The 24,273-nt window shown below is 63.6% G+C and carries 23 protein-coding genes; 11 read left to right on the top strand and 12 right to left on the bottom strand.

Annotated features, from left to right (window positions below):
• Positions 1 to 176: 176 nt before the first annotated feature.
• From EN818_RS17450 to EN818_RS17440, 3 genes are all read right to left on the bottom strand, one after another.
• Entirely contained in the window at positions 177 to 1,037 is an 861-nt protein-coding gene (locus EN818_RS17450; RefSeq protein WP_165349924.1) for an NlpC/P60 family protein, read from the bottom strand.
• A 25-nt stretch (positions 1,038 to 1,062) separates the two neighbouring features.
• A complete protein-coding gene (locus EN818_RS17445; protein WP_095806514.1) occupies positions 1,063 to 1,413 on the bottom strand; it encodes a MarR family winged helix-turn-helix transcriptional regulator in 351 nt (116 codons plus the stop codon).
• A gap of 73 nt (positions 1,414 to 1,486) precedes the next feature.
• A complete protein-coding gene (locus EN818_RS17440; RefSeq protein WP_095806515.1) occupies positions 1,487 to 2,851 on the bottom strand; it encodes a leucyl aminopeptidase family protein in 1,365 nt (454 codons plus the stop codon).
• A gap of 344 nt (positions 2,852 to 3,195) precedes the next feature.
• On the opposite strand from EN818_RS17440, the gene EN818_RS17435 reads away from it, so the two are divergent.
• The gene (locus EN818_RS17435; RefSeq protein WP_095806516.1) at positions 3,196 to 4,017 is read left to right on the top strand and encodes a tetratricopeptide repeat protein; all 822 of its coding nucleotides are present in this window, start codon (positions 3,196 to 3,198) and stop codon (positions 4,015 to 4,017) included.
• An 88-nt stretch (positions 4,018 to 4,105) separates the two neighbouring features.
• Here EN818_RS17435 and EN818_RS17430 read toward each other — a convergent pair whose 3' ends face one another.
• The 9 genes from EN818_RS17430 to EN818_RS17390 form a co-directional block, all read right to left on the bottom strand.
• A complete protein-coding gene (locus EN818_RS17430) occupies positions 4,106 to 5,122 on the bottom strand; it encodes a type II secretion system F family protein (protein WP_095806517.1) in 1,017 nt (338 codons plus the stop codon).
• Positions 5,123 to 5,135: 13 nt separating this feature from the next.
• Positions 5,136 to 6,149, bottom strand: a complete 1,014-nt coding sequence (locus EN818_RS17425) for a type II secretion system F family protein (protein ID WP_095806518.1) — start codon at positions 6,147 to 6,149, stop codon at positions 5,136 to 5,138.
• A gap of 29 nt (positions 6,150 to 6,178) precedes the next feature.
• On the bottom strand, positions 6,179 to 7,672 hold the full coding sequence (locus EN818_RS17420) for a CpaF family protein (RefSeq protein ID WP_095806519.1): 1,494 nt from the start codon (positions 7,670 to 7,672) through the stop codon (positions 6,179 to 6,181).
• A 30-nt stretch (positions 7,673 to 7,702) separates the two neighbouring features.
• Positions 7,703 to 8,986, bottom strand: coding sequence for a CpaE family protein (locus tag EN818_RS17415; RefSeq protein ID WP_176478385.1), 1,284 nt, complete (start codon positions 8,984 to 8,986; stop codon positions 7,703 to 7,705).
• A 30-nt stretch (positions 8,987 to 9,016) separates the two neighbouring features.
• The gene (locus EN818_RS17410; RefSeq protein WP_095806521.1) at positions 9,017 to 9,757 is read right to left on the bottom strand and encodes a CpaD family pilus assembly protein; all 741 of its coding nucleotides are present in this window, start codon (positions 9,755 to 9,757) and stop codon (positions 9,017 to 9,019) included.
• Between the two features lie 14 nt (positions 9,758 to 9,771).
• The gene (locus EN818_RS17405; RefSeq protein ID WP_095806522.1) at positions 9,772 to 11,301 is read right to left on the bottom strand and encodes a type II and III secretion system protein family protein; all 1,530 of its coding nucleotides are present in this window, start codon (positions 11,299 to 11,301) and stop codon (positions 9,772 to 9,774) included.
• Positions 11,298 to 12,110, bottom strand: coding sequence for a Flp pilus assembly protein CpaB (gene cpaB / locus EN818_RS17400; protein ID WP_095806523.1), 813 nt, complete (start codon positions 12,108 to 12,110; stop codon positions 11,298 to 11,300). The genes EN818_RS17405 and cpaB overlap by 4 nt, the downstream gene beginning before the upstream one ends.
• A gap of 192 nt (positions 12,111 to 12,302) precedes the next feature.
• Entirely contained in the window at positions 12,303 to 12,821 is a 519-nt protein-coding gene (locus EN818_RS17395) for a prepilin peptidase (protein WP_095806776.1), read from the bottom strand.
• 147 nt (positions 12,822 to 12,968) lie between these two features.
• On the bottom strand, positions 12,969 to 13,139 hold the full coding sequence (locus EN818_RS17390; protein ID WP_095806524.1) for a Flp family type IVb pilin: 171 nt from the start codon (positions 13,137 to 13,139) through the stop codon (positions 12,969 to 12,971).
• A 336-nt stretch (positions 13,140 to 13,475) separates the two neighbouring features.
• Here EN818_RS17390 and EN818_RS17385 point away from each other — a divergent pair, with 336 nt between their 5' ends.
• The 10 genes from EN818_RS17385 to recF all read left to right on the top strand — a co-directional run bounded on the left by EN818_RS17385 (position 13,476) and on the right by recF (position 24,198).
• A complete protein-coding gene (locus EN818_RS17385; RefSeq protein WP_095806525.1) occupies positions 13,476 to 13,898 on the top strand; it encodes a pilus assembly protein N-terminal domain-containing protein in 423 nt (140 codons plus the stop codon).
• 141 nt (positions 13,899 to 14,039) lie between these two features.
• Positions 14,040 to 14,630, top strand: a complete 591-nt coding sequence (locus tag EN818_RS17380) for a TadE/TadG family type IV pilus assembly protein (protein WP_095806526.1) — start codon at positions 14,040 to 14,042, stop codon at positions 14,628 to 14,630.
• 26 nt (positions 14,631 to 14,656) lie between these two features.
• Positions 14,657 to 15,277 carry a TadE/TadG family type IV pilus assembly protein gene (locus tag EN818_RS17375; protein WP_095806527.1) on the top strand — a complete coding sequence of 207 codons (621 nt, stop codon included), beginning with the start codon at positions 14,657 to 14,659 and terminating at the stop codon, positions 15,275 to 15,277.
• A 267-nt stretch (positions 15,278 to 15,544) separates the two neighbouring features.
• A complete protein-coding gene (locus tag EN818_RS17370) occupies positions 15,545 to 16,792 on the top strand; it encodes a phosphopentomutase (protein WP_095806528.1) in 1,248 nt (415 codons plus the stop codon).
• Positions 16,776 to 17,666 carry a bifunctional DNA-formamidopyrimidine glycosylase/DNA-(apurinic or apyrimidinic site) lyase gene (gene mutM / locus EN818_RS17365; RefSeq protein WP_095806529.1) on the top strand — a complete coding sequence of 297 codons (891 nt, stop codon included), beginning with the start codon at positions 16,776 to 16,778 and terminating at the stop codon, positions 17,664 to 17,666. The genes EN818_RS17370 and mutM overlap by 17 nt, the downstream gene beginning before the upstream one ends.
• Positions 17,667 to 17,703: 37 nt before the next feature.
• Positions 17,704 to 18,477, top strand: coding sequence for an enoyl-CoA hydratase (locus EN818_RS17360; protein ID WP_095806530.1), 774 nt, complete (start codon positions 17,704 to 17,706; stop codon positions 18,475 to 18,477).
• A gap of 243 nt (positions 18,478 to 18,720) precedes the next feature.
• Entirely contained in the window at positions 18,721 to 18,987 is a 267-nt protein-coding gene (rpsT, locus tag EN818_RS17355; RefSeq protein WP_095806531.1) for a 30S ribosomal protein S20, read from the top strand.
• A 911-nt stretch (positions 18,988 to 19,898) separates the two neighbouring features.
• Positions 19,899 to 21,371, top strand: coding sequence for a chromosomal replication initiator protein DnaA (dnaA, locus tag EN818_RS17350; RefSeq protein ID WP_245420368.1), 1,473 nt, complete (start codon positions 19,899 to 19,901; stop codon positions 21,369 to 21,371).
• Between the two features lie 359 nt (positions 21,372 to 21,730).
• The gene (dnaN, locus tag EN818_RS17345) at positions 21,731 to 22,849 is read left to right on the top strand and encodes a DNA polymerase III subunit beta (protein WP_095806533.1); all 1,119 of its coding nucleotides are present in this window, start codon (positions 21,731 to 21,733) and stop codon (positions 22,847 to 22,849) included.
• Between the two features lie 191 nt (positions 22,850 to 23,040).
• Complete coding sequence (gene recF, locus EN818_RS17340; RefSeq protein WP_095806777.1) at positions 23,041 to 24,198, top strand: DNA replication/repair protein RecF; 1,158 nt, start codon at positions 23,041 to 23,043, stop codon at positions 24,196 to 24,198.
• Positions 24,199 to 24,273: the final 75 nt, after the last annotated feature.

The following is a 24,273-nucleotide window of genomic DNA, read 5'->3' as shown; positions in this document are numbered from 1 at the left end:
CTCCCGCCAACACCGCGCTCCTCAACCGCATCGCCAGAAACATCCTTCAGGGCGCCGATGTCGACAAAGTCCCCATTAGCCACCGCATCAAGAAATGCGCCTGGAATGACGACTACCTCATCCAGGCCCTTACTCATATGCGATAGCCCTGCCCTGACAAGGGAGAGGCAAAGGCGCTATGGCCTCCTAAACCCCGTCGGGCCGCCATAAAGATAGCTGATGCGCTCAACCGCCTCCTTCAGCCCCTCGCGCGAGACCAGCATGGTGTGGCCGTTGGCGTGGACCATGTCTTTGGCGTCGGTCATGATCGCGACATGGCCTTTCCAGAAGACGAGGTCGCCGCGCCGCAGTCCTGAGAAATCCGGACCGGGCTCGAATGGCGAGCCAATGCTCGCCGCCTGCATGTCGGTATCGCGCAGCACGTTGCGGCCGGCCATGCGCATCGACAGTTGGACGAGACCGGAGCAGTCGATGCCGAAGCCGGAAACGCCGCCCCAGAGATAGGGCGTGCCGAGGAAGCTTTCGGCAATCGTGACATAGTCATCGCCGACCTCGGCGAGCGGCCGCAGATGGCGGGCGATGACAGCCTGGCCGGAGGGGAGCAGCGCATAATGCGTGCCGCGCGTTTCGGCGGAGCGTGTCACCGTCACGCAAGACCCCATCGACAATTGGCCAGCTGTCGGGAAGCGCAGGTCCGGGCCGGGATAGACAAAGGTGCGCGGCACCGAGACGATGTGGGTCGGCGTCTTCTCGCGCGGGCCCAGCACCGTGTCCGCGACATAGCCGACATAACCGTCGGCCTCGGCCTGAACCCAAGCCCAGCCTTCCGCCTCCTCGAAGACCAGCACGTCGTCGCCGAACAGCGCCTGCGTGTCGACGCCGGCATCGGGGCGCGGCGTCTTGCGCAAATCGGCGACCGAGGCGGCGATCCGCGCCGGGCGGCCGGCGACGAAGCGGTCGGCCGCCACCCTCCCTTTCAGCCTGGCATCGGCAAGGTCGGAACGAAAGGCGTGAAGGCGGGCGTCCCTGGCGGTCAAATCGGCAATCCGTCCATTGAAAAGGTCAGATGGGCAACTCGTGCGCCCTGGCGACGATACCATCGCCGAAGCGCTCGACAAAGAGCGCGCCCTCCACCGTGCGCCGGATCAGGACATTGCGCTTGTCGAGTTCGTCGCGATGGCGCGACACCAGCTTCAGCGCGCCCATCGTGTCGAGCGCGCGGGTGATAACCGGCTTGGTGACGTTGAGCCTGGCCGCCAGCCCGCGCACCGTATGCGGCGGCGGATCGAGGTAGATGGTGAACAGGATCGCCGTCTGGCGCATGGTGAGATCGGGCTCGCCCTCGCGCACCTGCGACAGCATCACCTGCTGCCACAATCGCAAAGCCTGGCTCGGGCGCATCGAGATCGACATCGCCCCAGCATGACCGCAAATTGTTTCGGTTCCGTTTCAGTCCCGGGCATTTCGCCGGCTTGCATGCAGCGCACTAGCCGAAACGCTGCGAGATCACCCGCTCCAGCGCCCGAATGCCCTGCGCCTCGCCGCCGGTCGGACCATGCGGACGATCGCTCGGGTTCCAGGCGAAGATATCGAAATGCGCCCAGCCGGCGGTCTTTTCGACGAAGCGCTTGAGGAACAGCGCCGCCGTGATCGAGCCGGCGAAACCGTCCGTGGTGACGTTGTTGACGTCGGCAATCTTGGAGTTGAGCTTTGCGTCGTAGGGCCGCCAGAGCGGCATGCGCCACAGAGGATCTTCCACCGCGATCGACGCCGCCGCAATGTCGGACGCCAGTGCCTCGTCACCAGTGTAGAACGGCGGCAGGTCGGGACCGAGCGCAACGCGGGCGGCACCCGTCAGCGTCGCCATGTCGATCAGCAGGCCGGGCTCCTCGTCGTCGGCAAGCGCCAGCGCGTCGGCCAGAACCAGTCTGCCTTCCGCATCGGTGTTGCCGATCTCGACGGTGATGCCTTTGCGGCTCCTCAGCACGTCGCCCGGCCGGAAGGCGTTGCCGGCGATCGAATTCTCCACAGCAGGGATCAGCACCCGCAGCCGCACGTGGAGTTTCGCCGCCATGACCATGGACGCCAGGCCCAGAACATTGGCCGCGCCGCCCATGTCCTTCTTCATCAACAGCATGCCGGACGACGGCTTGATGTCCAGCCCGCCTGTATCGAAGCAGACACCCTTGCCGACCAGCGTCACCTTGGGTGCATCGCTTGGCCCCCAAGTCATGTCTACCAGGCGTGGCGCGCTGGTCGAGGCGCGGCCGACGGCGTGGATCATCGGGAAATTCTGGATCAGGAGATCATCGCCGCTGATCGTCGAGACGTCGGCGCGATGCTCGGCGGCCAGCGTCCGCACGGCTTCTTCCAGTTCGGCCGGTCCCATGTCGCTGGTTGGCGTATTGACCAGATCGCGTGTCCGAAAGACGCCGTCGGCGATGTCGCGGACATGCCGGCCGTCGGCCCCCGCCGGCAGCGCGAAACGCGACGCCTTGCCCGGCTTCTTGCCGTAGCGGGTGAAGCTGTAGCCGCCGAGCAAAAGGGCAAGCGCGGCGAGATCCGGCTGCGGCAAATCCTGGGCAAAATACCAGTCGCCTTCAGGCAGCGAGCGAGCCAGGGCACCGACCGCAAGCGCGTTCTCGCCGTCGCCGGTTCCGAACAGCGCGCCGGCGATGGCTCCGTGCTCGCCCGGCAGGATCAGCGTGCGGCCCGCCTCGCCGGAAAAGCCGTTGGCCCGGGCCCAGGCCATGGCGGCCTCCGGAAGCCCGACGGTTTCGAGACGATCCTTTCGAACCAGGTGGACCGGCAGTGCCGCCGTCTGGTTCCCTTCGACGAGTTCGACAGGCATTCGATGCTCTCCGGCTTGGGTTTCTCAGCGGCTCTGACCTGTCTCACTGGCAGAACTATGACGAGATTCCAACGGCAATTCGGACACTCTTGTGGATCGCCATGGCCGCGCTCGCGTAAACGGCGCCCAGCCCGGCAGTCAGGAATGCAAGGCAATGGCAGCCGCGCGGGCGCCCGCGCGGCGAGCATGTCCGTCGCGCCCAAACTGGCTGGCGAAGGCAGTTGCAGGCAGCAAAGACATTCGCCGACAGCCGATCGTTAACTGTCCGTTAGGGTTAACAGAATATTTCTGCGAAGGGAGAGACGGCCAGCCAATGGTCGCGCAGGAACGGAGACCCGACGCCGATGCCGATCAAAGCGTTCAACATCACAGGCAAGCGTCTGATCAGCACGGCATTGGTGGCGGCGCTGGCCGCCGGCGTCGCCGGGTGCGGCAGCACCAGCAAGCTCACAACCGGCTCCATATCCCGCTCCGACTCCAGGCCGCTGGAAACCATGTCGGCCGCCGAGTTGCACAGCGCGACGACCAGGCTTGGCGAATCCTACGCCCGGAATCCGAACGACAAGCGGATCGCGACCAATTTCGCAGCGGCCCTGCAGATGGACGGCGACGCCGATCAGTCGCTGGCGGTAATGCGCAAGCTGGCGATCGCCTACCCCAAGGATCGCGACGTGCTTGCCGCCTACGGCAAGGCGCTCGCCGCCAACGGGCAGTTCGAGCCGGCGCTCGATGCCGTGCGCCGCGCGCAGACGCCGGAATATCCGGACTGGCGACTGGTTTCGGCGGAAGCCGCGATCCTCGACCAGATGGGCCAAAGGGACGAGGCGCGCCAGGACTACCGCAAAGCGCTCGAGCTGAAGCCGAACGAACCCTCGATCCTGTCCAACCTCGGCATGTCCTACGTGCTCGAGGGGGACCTCCGCACCGCGGAAACCTACATGCGCTCCGCCGCGCAGCAGCCGAATGCCGACAGCCGGGTGCGCCAGAATCTGGCGCTGGTCGTCGGCCTGCAAGGCCGGTTCGACGAAGCCGAGAAAATCGCCTCGCAGGAGCTGTCGCCGGAACAGGCGCAGGCCAACGTCGCCTATCTGCGGCAGATGCTCGCCCAGCAGAATGCCTGGAACCAGCTCAAGGCCCAGGACAAGGCGAAGGCCGCGACCAACTGACAGCAGGCCGGTCCCGGTCACATCAAGACGTCGAAAGCCGCGCAGGCATCAGCCGCGCGGCTTTTGTTTTGCTCCTGAACTGGCTCGCCTACTTGCTGCTGGAGTTGTGGTCGCCGAAGATGCCACGCTGGCTGACCTGGATGCCGGCAGGGCCGAGAATGATGGCGAACAGAACCGGCAGGAAGAAGAGGATCATCGGCACGGTGAGCTTCGGCGGCAGCGCGGCCGCCTTCTTCTCGGCCGCGTTCATGCGCATGTCCCGGCTTTCCGAAGCCAGCACGCGCAACGCAGTGGCGACCGGGGTGCCGTAGCGTTCGGCCTGGACCAGCGCCTGGGACACCGACTTCACCGATTCCAGACCGGTGCGGCTGGCCAGGTTCTCATAGGCAACCTTGCGCTCCTGCAGATAGGAGAGTTCGGCATTTGTGAGCACGAACTCCTCGGCAAGCGCCACCGACTGTCCGCCGATCTCGTCGGCGACCTTGCGCAGCGCCGCCTCCACCGACATGCCTGATTCCACGCAGATCAGCATCAGGTCGAGCGCGTCCGGCCACGCCAGTTGGATCGACTGCTTGCGTTTGGCCGCGCGGTTGTTGACGTAGAGGATCGGCGCGTAGAAGCCGCCATAGGCGACGACGACGCAGACGAACAGCTTGATGAAAGGCGGCTGTTGCGGCAGCCCGCCGAGCATGAACAGGTAAACGGCCGCCAGGGCAAATCCGACGAAGGGCAGGACCAGGCGGAAGAACAGAAAGCGCGTCAGCGGATTCTGGCCCCGGAAACCCGCCACCTTGAGCTTCTGCAATGTGCCTTCATCGGCAAGCGCGCGCCGAAGATCCAGCCGCTCGACGATGTTCCGCATGCCGATCGACTGCTCCTCGCGCAGGCCGCCCTTGCGGCGGCGATCGGCTTCGTTGGCCAGTCGGGCGCGCTGCTTGGCGCGCAGTTCGTCGCGCTCCAACGCCACGGTCTTCATGCGCGACTTGAGCTGGTTGCCGCCGAGCGCCGGCAACAGCGTGAAGACGGTGGCAAACACCGCAATGCCGACCAGCAGGGCGATCAGAAAGGACGGATCAGTAAGGGTTCTGACAACCTGGTCGGTCATGGGATGCTCACCCCTACACTTCGAAATTCATCATCTTGCGCATCACAAGAATGCCGATCGACATCCACACGGCGGAACAGCCGAGGATCAGATTGCCGACGCTCGTGGTGAACAGAGGCATGATGTAATTCGGACTCGAAAGATAAACGAGAAAGGCGACGACGAAAGGCAGCGCGCCGATGATGACGGCGGACGCCTTGGCTTCCATCGACAGCGCCTGGACCTTGGCCTTCATCTTCTTGCGGTCGCGCAGCACGCGCGAAAGATTGCCCAGGGCCTCGGAGAGATTGCCGCCGGCCTGCGACTGGATCTGGATGACGATGCCGAAGAAGCCCGCCTCGGTGCAGGGCATGGTTTCGGGCATGCGCAGGGTGGCGTCGGGGATCGACATGCCCACCTGCTGGGAATCGACGACGCGGCGGAACTCGGCGCGGACCGGCTCGGGCGACTCGTTGGCGATCAGGCGGATCGCGTCGTTCAGCGGCAGACCGGACTTGACGGCGCGCACGATGATGTCGAGGGCGTTCGGGAATTCCTCCAGGAATGCCTTGACCCGGCGAGCGCGGCGGAAAGACACGAACCAGCGCGGCAGGCCCAAGGCGCCGGCCAGCAAGGCGCCCGGCAGCACGAGCAACGGCGCGCCCGCCAAAAAGGCGAGCACCGTCAGGGCGATGCCGCAGACCACCGAGTAAAGGTAGAAGCGCTCGATGGAAACCGTCATGCCGGCCTGGCGGAGCTGGGTCTTCAGCGGCGGCTTCTTGACGATGCGGTCGTTCGATTTCTGCTTCTCGTCGAGCTGCTTCAGCGAGTCCTGAAGCGACTTGCGCCGCTTGACGGCTTCCGCGGCGCGGTCGCGCGAAGCCTTCGCCACCGAATGGTCGGTCTCCGCGGCCTTGATCGTCTCAAGCCGCTTGCCGACCTGTTTCTCGTTGCTGATGCGGTTGAAGAGGAACGCATAAGCCACCGCCCCGGCGCTGAAGCCGGCAAGCACGACGAACGCCAGTACGGTGTTGTCAATTCCGAACATCGACCTGGACCCCTACGCCTCCAGCTGCATCAGTCAGAACGTTTCTCCATGGCCTCGAGCGCGTTGGCGAGGCGCTGCTCCTCGCCATAGTAGCGGGCGCGATCCCAGAAATGCGGACGGCCGATGCCGGTGGACACATGCTCGCCGATCAACCGGCCGTTCGAGTCTTCGCCCTTGATGTTGTAGAGGACGAGGTCCTGGGTGATGATGACGTCGCCTTCCATGCCGATCACCTCGGTGATGTGCGTGATGCGGCGCGAACCGTCGCGCAGGCGGGCCGCCTGGATGATCACGTCCACCGATCCGACGACGATCTCGCGCACGGTCTTCTGCGGCAGAGAGTAGCCGCCCATGGCGATCATCGATTCCATGCGGTTCAGGCATTCGCGCGGACTGTTGGAGTGGATGGTGCCCATCGAACCGTCATGGCCGGTGTTCATCGCCTGGAGAAGGTCGAACACTTCCGGTCCGCGCACCTCGCCGACGATGATCCGCTCGGGCCGCATGCGCAGGCAGTTCTTGACCAGGTCGCGCATGGTCACCTCACCCTCGCCCTCGAGGTTCGGGGGGCGTGTTTCGAGACGGACCACATGCGGCTGCTGCAGCTGCAGCTCGGCCGAGTCCTCGCAGGTGATGACGCGCTCCTCGCGGTCGATATAGTTGGTGAGGCAGTTGAGCAGTGTCGTCTTGCCGGAGCCGGTGCCGCCCGAGATGACGACGTTGCAGCGGACGCGGCCGATGATCTTCAGGATCTCGGCGCCATGCGGAGAGATGGCGCCGAACTTGACCAGCTGATCGAGCGTCAGCTTATCCTTCTTGAACTTGCGGATGGTGAGCGCGGTGCCGTCGATGGAGAGTGGCGGCGCGATGACGTTGACGCGCGAGCCGTCCGGAAGGCGGGCGTCGCAGATCGGGCTCGATTCATCGACGCGGCGGCCGACCTGGCTGACGATACGCTGGCAGATGTTGAGCAGCTGCTGGTTGTCGCGAAAGCGGATGCCGGTCTGCTCGACCTTGCCGTTGACCTCGATGTAGACGTTCTTGGAGCCGTTCACCATGATGTCGGCGATGTCGTCGCGCGCGAGCAGCGGCTCCAGCGGCCCATAGCCCAGGACGTCGTTGCAGATGTCCTCGAGCAATTCCTCCTGCTCGGAGATCGACATCGCGAAGTTCTTGATCGCGATGATGTCGTTGACGATATCGCGGATTTCCTCGCGCGCGCTCTCGGGATCGAGCTTGGCGAGCTGCGACAGGTCGATGGTGTCGATGAGTGCCGAAAAGACCTGGCTCTTGGTGTCGTAATAGGTCTCGCTGCGCTCGCGCTGAACCCTTCTTGGAGGCTCGGGCGCCACCGGCGGCGGCTCGACCGCGCGGCGGGGGGGCGGCGTGGCGGGCGCGCTGGCCGCGGCCGGCCGTTCGAGAACCGCCGTCGCAGCGGTGCCGGGAGCGGCGGGAGCCGGTGCTGGCGGACGGAATTCGGGCTTCGCCCGATTGCCGTCATCTGTGCCTCTTTTACCAAACATGATCGACTACCCGATGCCGCGATGAAAGCGTCACTTTTTGCTGAGCGAGAGCTTGCCGAGGAGCGAGCCCAGGCCAACCTTCTTCTTGGACTTGATTTCGCTGCGCCCGGTCAGCACATGCGCGATCTCGTTGATGGTGCCGACAACCGGGCTCTTGGCGTCCATCTCGCCCAGCATGCGGCCGTTGTTGGCCGCATTGCCGAACAGCAGCGGGTCGAAGTTGATCACCGCCATGGGCGTGATTCCGAGCGGTTCGGCGAAGTCGGAAGCGGCGATCTCCGGCCGTTTCGGCACGCCGGCCTGGTTGATGACCAGCTTCGGCGGCGGATCGTTCGGACGCAGCCGCTTCAGCATGTCCATCATGTTCTTGGTGTTGCGCAGGTTGGCGAGCTCAGGCGTTGCCGTGATGACGATCTCGTCGGCCTTGATCAGCGTGCTCTTCGACCATCCGCTCCAGATGTGGGGGACATCGAGCACCAGGAGGGGCGCGCTGCGCTGCGCCGTTTCGATGACCTGCGCGAAGGCGTCGGAATCGAAATCATAGACGCGCTCGAGCGTGGAGGGTGCAGCGAGCAGCGACAAATGCTCGGCGCATTGCGCGAGCAGCCGGTCGAGATAGACTTCGTCGACCCGCTCGGGCGCGAATACCGCTTCGGCGATGCCTTGCGCCGGGTCCTGGTCGAAATTGATGTTGGCCGTGCCGAAGGCAAGATCGAGATCGGCGACCACCACCTCGGACTTGAACAGTGACGACATCGCCCAGGCGACGTTGTGAGCGATGGTCGAGGAGCCGACGCCGCCCTTGGCACCGATGAAGGCGATCGAGCGCCCGATCGGATCGGCTTCCGGATCGACAAAGATCGACGACACGACACTGACGATGTCGGTCATGGAGACCGGCGCGATCACATATTCGGAAATGCCGGAGCGGATGAGTTCCCGATAGAGGCCGACGTCGTTGTAGTGGCCGATCACCACCACCTTCGAGGACGGATCACAATATTCGGAGAGATGGGAAAGCTGCTCGAGCAGCTGTTTCGGTTCGCTGCGCGACTCCAGCAGGATCAGGTTGGGCGTCGGCGCCGACTGGTAGAACTCGATCGCCGTGGCGATGCCGCCCATGTGAACCTTGACGTGGGCCTTGGCCATGCGGCGATCCGCGCCGGCGCGCTCGATCGGATTGGCGACGCCTTCCGTCTCGCAAAAGGCCTGGATCGAGATGCGCGGCACCGGCCGCAGCGCCTGCATGGCGGCGATGTCCTGTTGCGAGGCGTCGCCGACATCCGAGGGCGTGTCGTAGGCAAGATTGCTCATCGTCATGCTCTTTTCGTGGATTGCGCGGCCTTAGTAAGTCACTTCCGAATTGCCCAGGAACTCGTCCGATATGCCCCGCGAGCGGTAGATGTCGATCACGGCGCCGCGGTTCTCGGCGTCGATCTGGGACTGCTTGCGCGGCCCCAGCAGATCGTTGGGATTGGCCATCTGAGCGGCGAGGTTATTCTGATAGGAGCAGCCGAAATCGGCATAGTGCTTGTTCTCGGACGTCTGGGTCAGATCTTCGGGCCAACGCCCGCATCTGTCCGTCTGGGCCCTCACCGCCACAAAGGCGACGCGCACCGGCGCCGATGCCTCGGGCACGGCCGATTGATACGAGGTCATGACGATGTTGTTGCGCCTGACGCCGGCGGCCATGGCGAGCCTGGCGAAATCACGGCTGGCCGCGGCAGCGGCCGCGGCGTTGGCAGAGCCGACCGGGGTCGCGATCGTCAGCGCCGGGGCCGCGCTCCTGTCGTAGCCGTCGAGGAAGCCGAGCAGCGTGTCGCGCTGCGAACCGGTCATGCCGCGATCGCCGGCGCCGACCGGAATATCGATCTTCTGGTTCTTCTCGGCAATGACGATCGGATGATTCGTCCGATAGTCGTCGGGGATCGCTCCGACCGTCACGCTGTCGCGGTGCCAGCTGGCGCAGCCGGCGAGCGATGCCGCCAGCGCCATCGCCAAAGCCGGGACTGCGGACCGCCGAATCCGCTCGCGGCCCCAACCTGCCGCTGCGATCGTCATGGTCTTCGATGCTGACTGATACATGTCCGCTTCCCCGCTCACTTGTAGATGAAGCCAACGACGCCGTGATAGCGGCCCGGAGGCCTGTCGGTCTGCATGGTGCCGTAGACGCGGTTGACGCGCCCAAGGAACATGCCGGCGCCATCGCTCGGCGGGTTGAAATTGTCGTCCGGCTTGGCCAGTTCGTTGCGCGCAACCGGCTTCGCCAGATAGGGCGTGATGATGATCACGAGTTCGCTTTCGTTGCGCACGAAATCGCGGCTGCGGAACAGCGTGCCGAGCACGGGGATCTTCGTCAGCCCGGGCAATCCGTTGATGGCCTGCCGGACGTCGTCGCGGACGAGACCGGCAATCATCATCGAGCCGCCCGAAGGCAATTCCACCGTCGTGTCGGCCAGACGTTTGCGCAGCGACAAGGCATTCATGCCCGGACTCGTTCCGCCGGCTGAAAACGCCACGGAGCCTTCCGTCGTCGGTTCGGAGACAGAAGTCCTGACCTTCAGGCTGATGCGGCCGGGAGACAGCACCACAGGCTGAAACTCCAGGCCGATGCCGTATTCGATCTTCTCGACGGAGTACGTCCTAATGCCGGTCTGGTTGTCGGTGGAAACGTTCGCGCTGACGCTGTTCACCATGTTGTACTCGCCGCCGACCTTGAAAGTCGCCTTCTCGCCGGACACGGCAGTCAGCGTAGGCTCGGCCAGGGTCTTCATGACGCCAGCCTGTTCCATGGCGTTAATGTAGGCCTGGAGAGCGGAGGTGCCGATGGCGATGTTCGAATTCGAAATGGGTTTGCCAAGGCCGGTGAAGGTGTCGCTCAGGGCACCCCAGGAGATGCCATCGCTGCCGCCATTGCCGACCATGTTGACGCCGAGCTGCTTCATCACCGAGCGGCTGACTTCCGCGACCGTCACCTTGAGCGTGACCTGATCGTCGCCGATGATCTGCAGGAGATTGACGATCTTGGAGACGCGGCGCTCGCTGTCGGGGTTGTTGATGTCGACGCCGCCATTGGCCGAGCCGCCGGCCGCGGTCTGCGAATACTGACCGGTCGTCGCTTCACCGCCAGAAACGAAGATGGTCGCCAGATCGACCGCGCGCTTGGCATCGAGGGGGGTGTCCACGGTTCCGGTGAGGACGACGTTGTCGTTCAGCAGCTCGACCTTGATCTCGGAGGATGGAATGAAGCGCTTGAGATAATCTTCCAGGCCGGCGACATCGCGTTCGACGGCCAGATCCAGGCTGACGATCTGCTCGCCATTGGGACCGAAGACGAAGATGTTGGTTTCGCCGACCGCCTTGCCGAACAGATAAACACGCCGTGCGGTGCGGGTCACCGCGTCGGCGACCGCCGGGTTGGCGACGAGGATGTCGTAAGCGTCGCTCGGCAGGTCGATGACCACCGACTTGTTGAGGCCGAGCTTGACGCGCTGCGTTGCCACCGACGCCGAAACGCCGGCCGTCTTGGCTGCGGCTCTCGCATCGACAAGGCCGGGCGCGTTCAAGCCAGCAAGGAGCAGGCCCATCGCCGCCGCCAGCGTCAACGGCAGTTTACCATTTAGCCTCATTTCCTTGCTCCCACTTCGGAAACTTCGCCTGCCTTGATCACCCGCACTGTCCCGCGGCGCCCGTTGCCGTTGATCAAGTAGTCGGCCTCGTCCAGGTTCTTTTCGTTCGTATCGGTGATCGGGCGCAGCGCCAGCGTCAGTCGATCCGCCATCTGCTGCGCCACGGTGATGATTTCAGCCTGCTGCGGCGTCAGCTCAAGCGTCGCGGTCTGGCCGACCCTGGTCTTCTTGCCTTCTTCGTCTTCCTGGATGGTCTGGTCGATGGCCAGCACACGGATGTTCTTCAGTATCGTCTCGGTGTTGAAGCCGCTGCCGCCGTTGGCGCCGTCGGCGCGGCGGGTCATGATGACGTCGACAAAGTCGTTCGGAAGGATGAAGCCGCCCGCCGACGTGTCCGCCGATATCGCGGTGGCGACGGCTCGCATGCCGGACGGCAGGATCGACGACATGAAGCTCTGCCCTTCGCCGATGAGCTTGGACCGGCGCAAGGGTTCGCCCGTATACAGTGCCACGCGGGCGACGGAGCCCTTGAGCTTTTCCACCGCATCGGGCTCGGCGGCGCGGGTGATGAAGTTTGCATTGACGCCGTCGGAGGGCCACTTTTCCCAGCGGATGTTGCTCTCCAGCGGACTGCCCATCGGGACGTCGCCAGAAAGGACCAGGACGTCCTGCAACGCTATGGCCGGCGCCTTCGGAGCGCCAACCACGATCTGGGGCGGCGGCGCCACCACCATGTTCTTTGCAACATAACCGGCGCCACCCGCCGCGGCCACCGCCACGCCCAGAATAATCAGTCGGGATGCTGGCATTCGTCCGTACCCTTCGCCTATGGCAAACCACCTAGCCAGGCCGGACTTTGCAGCCGCAATCGTCAAAACAAGGTTAATGCAATACTTACGATCGTGATTAATTTAACGTTTATTCAAATTCGAATGAACGGCCGGCGTTAACGAAAAAGGCGGCCAAGCCGCCTTTGAACCAATCGGTCATCGTGGGGACGGCTAGGCCGTCAGCCTTGCCAGCGCCCAGGCCATCAGCGGCGAATCCGGATAGACTAGGAGCCCGCCGAGCCCGAGCGCGATGCCGTAGGGCACGCCCACGGCCTGGTCGGCGAAATGGCGCAGGAAGCGGTTATGGCCGGTGTAGGCCGCCAAGGGCGACTTCCGGTAGGCCAGGATGGCCAATGTGAGCAGCCCGCCGATGATCGTCGAGATCACCAGATATTCGAGAAGATGGATGTTGAGGCCCATCCAGACCGCGGTCGCGGCCAAGAGCTTGGCATCACCGCCGCCCATGCCGCCGAGCGCGAAAAGGCCGAAGGTGAAGGCCAGGACGAGGCCGCCAGCCGCCAAATGCCAGCCAAAAGGCGCCCAATCCATGCCGGTCAGCGGGGCCACCAGGACAAACGTCGCCAGCAGAAGCACCGGAACCCGGTTTGCGATCGTCATCGACAGCGTGTCCGAGATCGCTGCAAACAGCATGCAGAAGGGAAAAACGACGAAGATCACGGCTTCAAGCATGGACATAGGTGCCCGCGGCGAGAATTCTCGGCTCAGTCTAGGCCTGGCGGATTAACGATCGATGAGGACGAATGGTCCAATCCACTTCGGCTCATCAAAAAGGGCCGCCAGAGGCGGCCCTTTTTCGCTGAATATACTCGGCAGCGATTACGAGTTTTTGACCTCGTCAGCGATAAATTGGAACTTGTTGTTCAGGGCATCGCCGAGCGAGCCGGCGCCGACCATGATGGCGAGGGCGATGAGGGCAGCGATCAGACCGTATTCGATAGCCGTTGCGCCGGATTCGTCCTTCACGAAACGTGCGATGAGGTTAGACATTCGAGAGCTCCTACTCCACGTGTTACAGCACTTCCGTCAACTTCTCTTGGCGGTTGATCGGATGCTGCCAATCTAGGGAGAAGGCCTTTCGATCGGCTTAATAAACAGCCTTACCGATTCCTTTCCGGCGGCGAAGCTATTGCTTGGTTAACTGCGCACTAAGCGCCGAAAAAGCCCCATAGACCGAGGCACCCGCGACTTTGCTAAAAAAGCGGATGGCGAACTGCATGTCCTACTTGCAGTGCAATCCCCTATCGTGTCCCGCCCGGACTTAACCGTTGGTTCACCATTCTCGTTCATGTTCCGTTGAAAAGTTTGCCGCCTCGGAGCGCATCAATGATCGGGTTGAAGTCGTCACTTCCAGTTGCCGCGCTGCTGGCGACCGCCGCTTTCGTGGTGCCGGCCAAGGCCGGCCCGGGCATCGAGGTCACCATGAACCAGGCCAAGATCATCAAATTGTCGCGCGGGGCAGACACAGTCGTGGTCGGCAATCCGGCGATCGCCGACGCGGCTGTGCAGGACTCCTCGACCATCGTGCTCACCGGCAAAGGATTTGGCGTCACCAATCTGGTGGTAATGGATTCGGAGGGCAGCCCTATCATCGACGAGCAGGTGATCGTCACGCGGCAGGCGGCCACCACGGTGCGCATCTACAGGCGCGCCGAGATTCAGACCATGTCGTGCACCCCCTATTGCGAGAGCTCCTACAAGAGCGAGGCCGAAAAGGCTTCCGAAGCCGAGATGAGCGCGGGCCACTGACCGCGGACACTGAGCACCGGGCGCCGGTGACGTTAATGCGGGCTTACAAGAATTCCCAGGAGTTTAACGGTCCTCCAAACCCGACTTCAATTGGTTTTGGCTAAGTTGCGGCCGATATCGAAGGATCGGCGGGAACGGGACATGGGCGAGGATCCGACACCGGGGCACGGCAGGAACGGCACGACGCAGGCTAAGCGCCGCCCCGGTTTCTTCAGCGACAGACGCGGCAGCACGGCGATGGAATTCGCAATGCTGGCCATTCCCTTCGCGCTGCTCGTCTTTGCGATTCTCGAAAGCTGCATCTCATTTGCCGGGCAGGAGGTCATGGCCAACGCTACCGACGACGTGGCGCGCCAGCTGCGGACCGGCCAGATCAAGAAGGCGGACGTGACCGAAACATCGATCAAGCAGCTGATCTGCAGCAAGCTTGAGATCATGGTCGCCAAAAACTGCCCGGGATTGCTGGTCGATCTGCGCGAATATGCCAGCTTCGCCGACGCCGCCACGGCGGGATTCAAGATCGAAAACGGCGACATCGTCCTGACGCAGGGGGCGAGCTCGACAAGCTTCTCGGTTTCGCCAGGCCTGGCCGAATCGAAAAACATGCTGCGGGTTTTCTACAAATGGCCCGTGATGACCGACTTCATGGCCAGGTCGATGGCCAATCTGAAGGATGGCAACACCCTGCTTTTCGCGTCCGTGACGTGGCAGAACGAACCATTCGACGACTGATACTGCCGCGGAGTGGAGGCTAGAGCATGTACCGTGCGGGGGCATATCGGGGAATTTCGGCCATCACCGCGAAAGCGATGCGGTTCTGCCGCGATCGCCGGGGCGTCGCGGCCATCGAGTTCGCATTCATCGTGCCTGTCCTGCTGATCATGTATTTCGTCACGATGGAAGCCTCGCAGGCCATCGAGACCAGCAAGAAGGTGAGCCGCATCGGCAGCATGGTGGCGGATCTTGTCACCCAGCAGCAGAGCGTGGTGAAGGCCGACCTCGACGCGATCATGAAGATCGGCAGCTCGACCCTGCAGCCCTACAACCGCTCGTCGCCGTCGATCATCATCACCGGAATACAGATCACCGACGAAGCATCGCCGAAAGTGCAGGTGGCATGGTCGCGCAAGCTGGTGGGCAACACTTACAGCGCCGATGCTGCGAAGGACAGCATCACTACGGTTCCCACGACATTGAAGATCCGCAACACCTTCCTTGTCAGGGTGGAAAGCAATCTCGGCTACAAGCCGATCATCACCTGGTCCGCGGACGACGCGCAGGCGCTCGGATTGACCTCGGCCTTCAGCAACATATCGATGGGCGAGACCTATTATCTGAGGCCGCGCCGCAGCCCGACCGTCCCCTGCAGCGATTGCTGAGTTATTTCGGGCCGCCTGCAGCCGCAAACCCGACAAGCGTGCCGCCGGAATTGGCCGGCGGGCCATCGACCCCGGTCGGCTCCCAGCCGAAAGGGTCATCCGCCTCGCATCTTCCTTGCCGCGGATTTGCCGGCCATGACCACCGCTGGCCCTCGACATCACCCCGTGCTCAACCGCGTGCGCCGGTTCGTTCCAGTCTGGTTTCCGATTTGCCAACGCCGCCGCGGAACCCTATGTCTGGCTCCTCGGACTGGCAATGAAGACATCATGGCGCGCGCTTTCCTGTTCGTTCTCGATTCCTTCGGTATCGGCGGCGCGGCCGACGCCGAACGCTATGGCGATGCCGGGTCCAACACGCTCGGCCACATCGCCCAGGCCTGCGCGGAAGGCAGCGCCGATCGGGAAGCTTTGCGAAGGGGCCCGCTCGCGGTGCCCAACATGGTCTCGCTCGGGCTCGCGCAAGCGGCCCGTATCGCGACAGGACAATCGTTCGGTCTCGACAAGGCGCTGCTGGCCTCCTCATTCCACGGAGCCGCCCAGGAGGTGTCCAGCGGCAAGGACACGCCCTCGGGCCACTGGGAGATCGCAGGCCTGCCGGTGCGCTTCGACTGGGGCTATTTTCCGGACACCGTGCCCGCGTTTCCCGCCGACCTGACCGGCGCCATCGTCCGCGAGGGCAAGGTGCCCGGCATCCTCGGCAATTGCCATGCGCCTGGAACCGAGATCATCGAGCGCTTTGGCGAAGAGCATATCCGCACTGGCAAGCCCATCTGCTACACGTCCGTCGATTCCGTGCTGCAGATTGCCGCGCATGAAGAGCATTTCGGCCTCGAAAGGCTTTATCAGTTTTGTCTGACGGTGCGCCGGCTGGTCGATCGGCTGAAGATCGGACGCGTGATAGCGCGGCCCTTCGTCGGCGAAACGCCGGCCACCTTTCAGCGCACCCACAACCGGCGCGACTTTGCCGTGCCGCCGCCGGAGCCGACACTGCTCGACCGGCTGACGGAGCGCGGCAGCAAGGTTATCGCCATCGGCAAGATCGGGGACATCTTCGCCCATCGTGGCATATCGGAGGTTCGAAAGGCGGGCGGCAACATGGCGATGTTCGACAAGGCGCTCGGCGCCATGGACGATGCCGGCGAAGGTGACCTGGTCTTTGCAAACTTCGTTGATTTCGACACCGAGTTCGGCCATCGGCGCGACGTCGCCGGCTATGCCGGAGCGCTCGAAGCCTTCGACCGCCGGCTGCCGGAGGCACTCTCCCGTGTCCGGCCGGGCGACCTGCTCATGCTCACCGCCGACCATGGCAACGATCCGACGTGGCGCGGCACCGACCACACGCGCGAGCGCGTTCCCGTAATCGGCATCGCACCAGGGCTGAAGGGCGGCGACATCGGCTTGCGATCGACCTTCGCCGATATGGGCGAGACCGTCGCGGAGCACCTTGGCCTCGCGCCCGGTCGCAACGGCACTTCCTTCCTGGCAGCGATGGGCGGCCATGCCAGAACTGCCTGAAGTCGAAACGGTTCGGCGCGGTCTGCAACCGGTCCTGGAAGGCGCGCGCCTCGTCAAGGTCGAGGCGCGCCGCCCCGACCTTCGCTTCCCCCTCCCCGAGCGCTTCTCGGAGCGGCTGGCGGGCAAGACGATCACTGCGCTCGGCCGGCGGGCGAAGTATCTGACCATGCATGTGGACGATGGTCCGGTGCTGATCTGTCATCTCGGGATGTCCGGATCATTCCGCGTCGAGAATCCCGAGACCAGCGACATTCCCGGCGTGTTTCATCACGAGCGCTCGAAAAGCTCCGCCCACGACCATGTCGTGTTCGATGTGGTCTCGCCGAGCAGCGTCCGTTCGCGCATCACCTTCAATGACCCGCGCCGTTTCGGCTTCATGCTGTTCGCCGAGGGCGCGCCGGACGCGCATCCGATGCTGGCCGGGCTGGGCGTCGAGCCGACCGGCAACGCGCTCGACGGCAGCCTGCTTGCCTCACTGCTGAAAGGCCGCAGGGCGCCACTCAAAGCTGCGTTGCTGGACCAGAGGCTGATCGCCGGGCTCGGCAACATCTATGTGTCGGAAGCGCTGTGGCGCGCCGGCCTGTCGCCGCTGCGCGAGGCGGGCACCCTCGCCGGCTCCGGCAAGAAGGCCCGGGAACAAAGCGAGCGCCTGGCGCAGGCGATCAGGTCGGTCATCGCCGACGCGATCGCTGCCGGCGGATCGTCGCTGCGCGACTATGTTCAGGCCGACGGGTCGCTCGGCTATTTCCAGCACTCGTTCGCGGTTTACGACCGCGAAGGCGAGCCGTGCCCAAAGCCCGGCTGCGGCGGCCACATCGATCGCATCGTGCAAAGCGGTCGCTCGACATTCTATTGCCGGACCTGTCAGCGGTAGGCTAGACCGATCTGCCGAGGGACGAGGAGACGACGCCATGGCTTACGAAACCATCATCGCGGAAACGCGCGGCAAGGTCGGGCTGATCACGCTGAACAGGCCCAAGGCATTGAACGCCTTGAACTCGCAGGTGATGGCGGAAGTGATGGCGGCGGCGAGCGCTTTCGCAGCCGACGCCGGCGTCGGCGCCATGGTCATCACCGGTTCCGAAAAGGCCTTTGCGGCCGGGGCCGACATCAAGGAGATGCAGGCGGTCTCCTTCGTCGACGCCTATGCTCACGATCTGTTCGCCGGCTGGGAAGAGCTCACGCGCAACCGCAAGCCGATCATCGCGGCGGTAGCCGGCTACGCGCTCGGCGGCGGCTGCGAGTTGGCAATGATGTGCGACTTCATCATTGCCGCCGACAATGCCAGGTTCGGGCAGCCCGAAATCACGCTTGGGGTGATACCCGGAATGGGCGGCTCGCAGCGCCTGACCCGTTTCGTCGGCAAATCCAAGGCGATGGATATGTGCCTGACCGGCCGTATGATGGATGCGGCGGAAGCCGAGCGCTGCGGGCTGGTGTCGCGGATCGTGCCGGCCGGGAATCTCGTCGAGGAGGCCGTCAAGGCGGCCGCGACGATCGCCGATTTCTCACTGCCTTCGGTGATGATGGCGAAGGAGGCGGTCAACCGCGCCTACGAGACGACGCTCGCCGAGGGGCTGCGGTTCGAGCGCCGGCTGTTTCATTCGCTGTTCGCGCTCGACGACCAGAAGGAGGGCATGGCGGCCTTTGTCGAGAAGCGGAAGCCGGATTTCACCAACCGCTGATCCATGTCGCTTCCGAAGACATTCTGGGATAGGGCATTGATGAAGAAGGGGATCGCGGCGCGTCACTTGGCTCCGGTTCAGCGAGCCGTGCTTCAGGCCGCCAAAAAGACAGCGAAGCGGCGTTGACGCGCCGGAAAAGCTGAACTATAAGCCGCACCAACCGAGGCGGCCCTGTGGCTGCCCGTTTGTTTTTTGCGCCCTGCGGCGAACCGCTGGCGCTCACCAGATCAGAAGAGAGGCATCATGGCCAATACGTCCTCGGCCAAAAAGGCAACGCGCAAGATCGCCCGCCGCGCGGCGATCAACAAGAATCGCCGCTCGCGTGTCCGTACCTATGTGCGCCAGGTCGAAGAGGCTCTCGCCGCCGGCGACAAGGCCGCGGCGGTGGAAGCCCTCAAGGCCGCCGAGCCGGAATTGATGCGCGCCGCCACCAAGGGCGTGATCCACAAGAACACGGCGTCCCGCAAGGTGTCGCGGCTGGCTCACCGGGTCAAAGTGCTGTCGGCCTGACCCGTTTCCGCAGGATTGGCGTATCTTCGAACCCGGCCGAACAGGCCGGGTTTTTCGTTTGCCGGCAAGTACTTAAAAAGAACGTCCGAAAATGATGCCCGGCCAAGATTGTGACGTTGCGATTGCTTTGCCGGCATATACATGTTCGCTTATGCTGTCGCCCAGGCTTTGCAGCCAATAGCCACAGACGATCTGTCACAAAATTCTTTTATTTTTCAGGTAGTTGCCGAGAGTCATCCACAGCTTGTTCAACTCGCGAGTTGCCGCCGGGGGACAAGTTGGTGTCAAGCGAATTATTTCAGAAAATTTCCGAAGGTGTGGCCTTTTTCACATTCGCCGGAAAAGGGTTTGAATCACAATGGCTTTGTCAAAATGTGCCGCTGCGGCATGGTCTTCCAGCCCGCTTTCGCTAACCAGATTCGTTAAAAATCCGTTAGACGTGGCCTTGCCCTGTCCACAGCGATTTCGGTAATGTCCAGTCATCGAGGGGACGGGCTTTGGCCCCTGACCTAAGCCTGAAATCGGCCAGCGAAAAATGGCAGAGTTTCATGACGTGGAGCTATTCCGCGTACGGCTTGGTTTGTCTCTTCGGTGCGGGTAGGGGACTGGCGTAATAGTACATGGCAGGTTGACGTCGCGCCGGCGTTTTCGCCGGACGGTGTTGTATTGCCCTGGCGTGATCAGGCAGCCGGCTTGGAAGAGCCGGCACGGTCCCTTGCGCGGTGTTGCATGGCCATCGGCGGCGATGGCGGCGCAACAATCATAAGGTCGTCGGACCAAAGGGTGCAGGAGGCGCACCCCCGGCGTAACAAGGGTACGAGAAGACAAGGAACTTGATCATGCAGAGCGGCATCGAAAGGGAGATAGCGGGCGAACTCCCATTTCCAGCAACCCTTGTCGGAGGGGACGACATGGCGGCATCCAGCGACGCTGAGCAAAAGTTCGAGCGGGTCAAGGCTCAACTGAAGGCGCGTCTGGGGGCTGAAGTCTATTCGAGCTGGTTCGCACGTATGAAGGTTGCCGAGGCATCCCGCGGCATTGTGCGCATCTCCGTGCCCACAGCCTTCCTGCGGTCGTGGATCAACGGCCATTATCTCGACCTCATTGCCGAACTGTGGAAGCACGAGGATGCGGATATCCTCAAAATCGAGATCGTCGTGCGGACGGCGACGCGGCAGAGCCGCAACACCGTCGAGCCCGAGGTCGCGCCCGCGCGCAAGATGACCAAGCAGACGCAGACAGCGCTCGCGGCAGGCACAGCAAACCCCGGTCGGATGGAACGGGCGCCGGCTCCGCGCCAGGGCGTGCCCGCGGAAACCGAGTTTCGCCACAATGTTCTGGGGTCCCCGCTCGACCCGCGCTACACGTTCGGCTCCTTCATCGAAGGCCCTTCGAACCGCGTGGCCTTCGCCGCGGCCAAGGCGGTGGCGGAATCGCAATCAAGCGCGGTGCGTTTCAACCCGCTTTTCCTGCATGCGACCGTCGGACTCGGCAAGACGCACCTCTTGCAGGCGATCGCGGCGGAATCGCTGCGCCACAACCCGAAGTCTCGCGTCGTCTACCTGACGGCGGAATATTTCATGTGGCGCTTCGCCACCGCGATCCGCGACAACAATGCGCTGACGCTGAAAGAGCAGCTGCGCGACATCGATCTTCTGATCATCGACGACATGCAATTCCTGCAGGGCAAGTCGATCCAGCACGAGTTCTGCCATTTGATCAACATGCTGCTCGACAGCGCCAAGCAGGTCGTGGTCGCGGCAGACCGGCCGCCATCGGAACTGGAATCGCTGGAGCCACGGGTCCGCTCGCGCCTCAATGGCGGCGTGGCGCTCGAAATGTCGGCGCCGGATTTCGCCATGCGCCTGGGCATGCTCAAGCTGCGGCTTGCAACGGCAAAGAACGACGACGCCTCGCTCGAGATTTCGGACGAGATCCTCAATCATGTCGCTCGCACGGTGACGGGCAGCGGACGGGAACTCGAAGGCGCCTTCAACCAGCTCTTGTTCCGCCAGTCCTTCGAGCCGCAGATCAGCATCGACCGTATCGACGAGATCCTCGGCCATATCTACAGGTCGGGCGAGCCGAAGCGGGTGCGCATCGAGGACATCCAGCGCATCGTGGCGCGCCACTACAACGTCTCGAAGACGGAACTTCTGTCCAACCGGCGCACGCGCACCATCGTCAAACCGAGGCAGGTCGCGATGTATCTGTCGAAGGTGATGACGCCGCGTTCACTGCCCGAGATCGGACGGCGTTTCGGCGGCCGCGATCACACGACGGTCCTGCACGCGGTGCGCAAGATCGAGGATCTGTCCGGCGCCGACAATACGCTGGCGCAGGAGCTGGAACTGCTGCGCCGGCTGATCAACGACCAAGCCTGACTGCTCGCAAAAGGAGCAAAGCGCGCCGCTCCGAAACGGATCTGGGCGGCGCGCTTCAGTCTTTGTTGTTGTGCAGATCGCCGTGCCGGACTCGCTGCGCAGTTTCGGGCGAGATGTATTTGGTTTTGCGCAATTCTGGACGGAAAACCGCCACGCAGTTTTCCCAGGATTGCGCCGGCCGACGGGCGTCGCCGGCTTTATCCCCAGAAAGCCCGCGCAACCGGTCGGAACCGGTGTCGCGGGCTTGCGTTTGCGGGCTTTTTACTGTCAGCTTACAGAGATTCTGAGCTTTTCGGAGCTTTCGCGGGGACGCCGCTTCCTGGTGACCCGCTCATTCATTGAAGCGAGCCTGTTTCGTCATGCGTGTTATCCTGGAACGGTCAAATCTCCTGAAGTCCCTCAACCACGTTCATCGCGTGGTCGAGCGGCGCAACACCATTCCGATCCTGTCGAATGTGCTGCTCAGCGCCGACGGCGCCAGCCTCGAGATGAAAGCCACGGACCTCGACCTGGAGGTGACGGAAGCCACCCCGGCCAAGGTCGAGCGCGGCGGCGCGACCACGGTTCCGGCGCATCTGCTCTACGACATCGTGCGCAAGCTCTCGGACGGCGCCGAGGTGATGCTGAAGACCGACGAGGACGGCAATGCGATGACCGTGACCTCGGGCCGGTCCAGCTTCCGCCTGCAGTGCCTGCCGCAGTCCGATTTCCCGGAGCTCTCGGCCGGCTCCTTCTCGCACATCTTCCGCCTCGATTCGGTGGCGCTGAAGGGACTGATCGAAAAGACCCAGTTCGCCATCTCGACCGAGGAGACGCGTTATTACCTCAACGGCATCTTCCTGCACACGCATGAAGCCGGCGGCAAGCTGAAGCTGCGCTCGGTGGCCACCGACGGGCATCGCCTGGCGCGCGCGGAGATCGACGCGCCGGCGGGATCCGAGGGGATGCCCGGCATCATCATTCCGCGCAAGACGGTGAGCGAGCTGCAGAAGCTGGTCGACGATCCGGATGTCGCAGTCACGACGGAACTGTCGGACACCAAGATTCGCTTCACCATCGGCAGCGTCGTCCTGACCTCGAAACTGATCGACGGCACTTTCCCGGACTATCAGCGTGTCATCCCGACCGGCAACGACAAGAAGCTGATCATCGACCGGCAGAGCTTTGCCGCCGCCGTCGACCGCGTCTCGACCATCTCTTCCGAGCGCGGCCGGGCCGTGAAACTGTCGATCAATGACGGCCAGCTCACGCTCGCGGTGAACAATCCGGATTCGGGCAGCGCCACCGAGGAACTGGCGGCCGACTATTCATCGGATCCGATCGAGATCGGCTTCAACGCCAAATACCTGCTCGATGTCGCCGCCCAGCTCACCGGGTCGGAAGCGAAATTCATGCTGGCAGATGCCGGCTCGCCGACGCTCATCCATGACATGGCCGACGAGACCGCGCTGTACGTGCTGATGCCGATGCGGGTGTAGGCCGGAGAGCGGTTCATCGTTTCCCGGGAACGGAGACCGCCCCGCCCCTTTGTTTCGACGCAAATCCGGACGGAAAACCGTGTCACACTTTTCCTGGAATTGCGTCGGTCTCTTTGTTGATGCAATTCCGGGCGGAAAACCGTGTCACACTTTTCCTGGAATTGCTCTAGTGGGCCTGACATGTCGCCGTGATCGAGGAAGCCAAACAGCTTCGGCAGCAGAGCTACATAAGTAAGCTAACACTTACCAATTTCCGCAACTACGCGGCGCTTTCGCTCGACCTCGCGGCCGGCCCGGTGGTGCTGTCGGGCGACAATGGCGCCGGCAAGACCAATCTGCTGGAAGCCATCTCGCTGCTGACGCCCGGACGCGGGCTGCGCCGCGCGCCCTATGCGGACGTCGCGCGCGAGGGCGGTGACGGCAGCTTTGCCTTGCACGCCCGGATCGAGGGGCCGCAGGGCCAGGTCGAAATCGGCACCGGCATTGCCGGCAGCGATGCCGCCGGTGAAAGCGGCAGGCGGGTTCGCATCAACAGCGCCGCGGCGAAGTCGGCAGAGGACATGCTGGAGTGGCTGCGCGTCGTCTGGCTGACACCGGCGATGGATGGGCTGTTCCCAGGGCCTGCCGCCGACCGCCGACGCTTTCTCGATCGGCTGGTGCTGGCCATCGATCCCGGCCACGGCCAGCGGGCGCTGGACTATGAGAAGGCGATGCGAAGCCGTAATCGGCTGCTTACAGACGGTTCCCGCGACAGCGCCTGGTTCGACGCCATCGAGACGCAGATGGCGGAGACCGGCGTGGCGATCGCGGCGGCGCGCGCCGAACTGGTCCGGCTGCTTGCCGCCATGATCGACAGGCTGCCCGGCAGCGGCCCGTTTCCGCAGGCAGACATAAGCCTCGCCGGCGAGTTGGAGAGCGAAATCGCCATCGCGCCGGCTGTGGATGTCGAGGAGCGGTTCCGAATTGCACTTGCCAGCGGACGCGAGCGGGATCGCGCCGCCGGCCGTACGCTCGACGGCCCGCATCGTTCGGACCTCGTGGTCCGCCACCGACCGAAATCGATGCTGGCGGAGCTCTGCTCGACGGGCGAGCAGAAGGCGCTGCTGGTCGGCATCGTGCTGTCGCATGCAAGGCTGACCGGCGAGATGTCGGGCCTGACGCCGATCCTGCTGCTCGACGAGATCGCCGCCCATCTCGACAGTGGGCGGCGCGCCGCCTTGTTCTCCATCCTCGAGGACCTGAACTGCCAGGCCTTCATGACCGGTACCGATGCGGCGCTGTTTTCCAGCCTCGCCGGACGCGCGCAGTTCCTGACCGTCGATCACGGCAGCGTCGGGCCGACCGGCTGATTTTTTGAACAACCCAGCGGGGCGTCAGCGCCTACGCCGCGGGACAAAGCTGCGCATGCCCATACCCTGCGGGAC

Origin of the sequence: Mesorhizobium sp. M3A.F.Ca.ET.175.01.1.1, assembly GCF_004791945.1 — a bacterium.
Lineage (GTDB): Bacteria > Pseudomonadota > Alphaproteobacteria > Rhizobiales > Rhizobiaceae > Mesorhizobium.
Note: the sequence above shows the minus strand (reverse complement) of the source record. Positions and strands in the feature narration are given on the sequence as shown.

Coding starts and splice junctions, on each gene's coding strand:
- EN818_RS17360 (WP_095806530.1), top strand. CDS start 17,704: ATGGCTTACGAAACCATCATCGCGGAAACGCGCGGCAAGGTCGGGCTG.
- EN818_RS17410 (WP_095806521.1), bottom strand. CDS start 9,757: ATGTATCAGTCAGCATCGAAGACCATGACGATCGCAGCGGCAGGTTGG.
- EN818_RS17445 (WP_095806514.1), bottom strand. CDS start 1,413: ATGTCGATCTCGATGCGCCCGAGCCAGGCTTTGCGATTGTGGCAGCAG.
- EN818_RS17435 (WP_095806516.1), top strand. CDS start 3,196: ATGCCGATCAAAGCGTTCAACATCACAGGCAAGCGTCTGATCAGCACG.
- EN818_RS17440 (WP_095806515.1), bottom strand. CDS start 2,851: ATGCCTGTCGAACTCGTCGAAGGGAACCAGACGGCGGCACTGCCGGTC.
- cpaB (WP_095806523.1), bottom strand. CDS start 12,110: ATGCCAGCATCCCGACTGATTATTCTGGGCGTGGCGGTGGCCGCGGCG.
- EN818_RS17380 (WP_095806526.1), top strand. CDS start 14,040: ATGGGCGAGGATCCGACACCGGGGCACGGCAGGAACGGCACGACGCAG.
- rpsT (WP_095806531.1), top strand. CDS start 18,721: ATGGCCAATACGTCCTCGGCCAAAAAGGCAACGCGCAAGATCGCCCGC.
- EN818_RS17375 (WP_095806527.1), top strand. CDS start 14,657: ATGTACCGTGCGGGGGCATATCGGGGAATTTCGGCCATCACCGCGAAA.
- EN818_RS17390 (WP_095806524.1), bottom strand. CDS start 13,139: ATGTCTAACCTCATCGCACGTTTCGTGAAGGACGAATCCGGCGCAACG.
- EN818_RS17425 (WP_095806518.1), bottom strand. CDS start 6,149: ATGTTCGGAATTGACAACACCGTACTGGCGTTCGTCGTGCTTGCCGGC.
- mutM (WP_095806529.1), top strand. CDS start 16,776: ATGCCAGAACTGCCTGAAGTCGAAACGGTTCGGCGCGGTCTGCAACCG.
- EN818_RS17415 (WP_176478385.1), bottom strand. CDS start 8,986: ATGAGCAATCTTGCCTACGACACGCCCTCGGATGTCGGCGACGCCTCG.
- dnaN (WP_095806533.1), top strand. CDS start 21,731: ATGCGTGTTATCCTGGAACGGTCAAATCTCCTGAAGTCCCTCAACCAC.
- EN818_RS17430 (WP_095806517.1), bottom strand. CDS start 5,122: ATGACCGACCAGGTTGTCAGAACCCTTACTGATCCGTCCTTTCTGATC.
- EN818_RS17420 (WP_095806519.1), bottom strand. CDS start 7,672: ATGTTTGGTAAAAGAGGCACAGATGACGGCAATCGGGCGAAGCCCGAA.
- EN818_RS17370 (WP_095806528.1), top strand. CDS start 15,545: ATGGCGCGCGCTTTCCTGTTCGTTCTCGATTCCTTCGGTATCGGCGGC.
- dnaA (WP_245420368.1), top strand. CDS start 19,899: ATGGCGGCATCCAGCGACGCTGAGCAAAAGTTCGAGCGGGTCAAGGCT.
- EN818_RS17395 (WP_095806776.1), bottom strand. CDS start 12,821: ATGCTTGAAGCCGTGATCTTCGTCGTTTTTCCCTTCTGCATGCTGTTT.
- EN818_RS17405 (WP_095806522.1), bottom strand. CDS start 11,301: ATGAGGCTAAATGGTAAACTGCCGTTGACGCTGGCGGCGGCGATGGGC.
- EN818_RS17385 (WP_095806525.1), top strand. CDS start 13,476: ATGATCGGGTTGAAGTCGTCACTTCCAGTTGCCGCGCTGCTGGCGACC.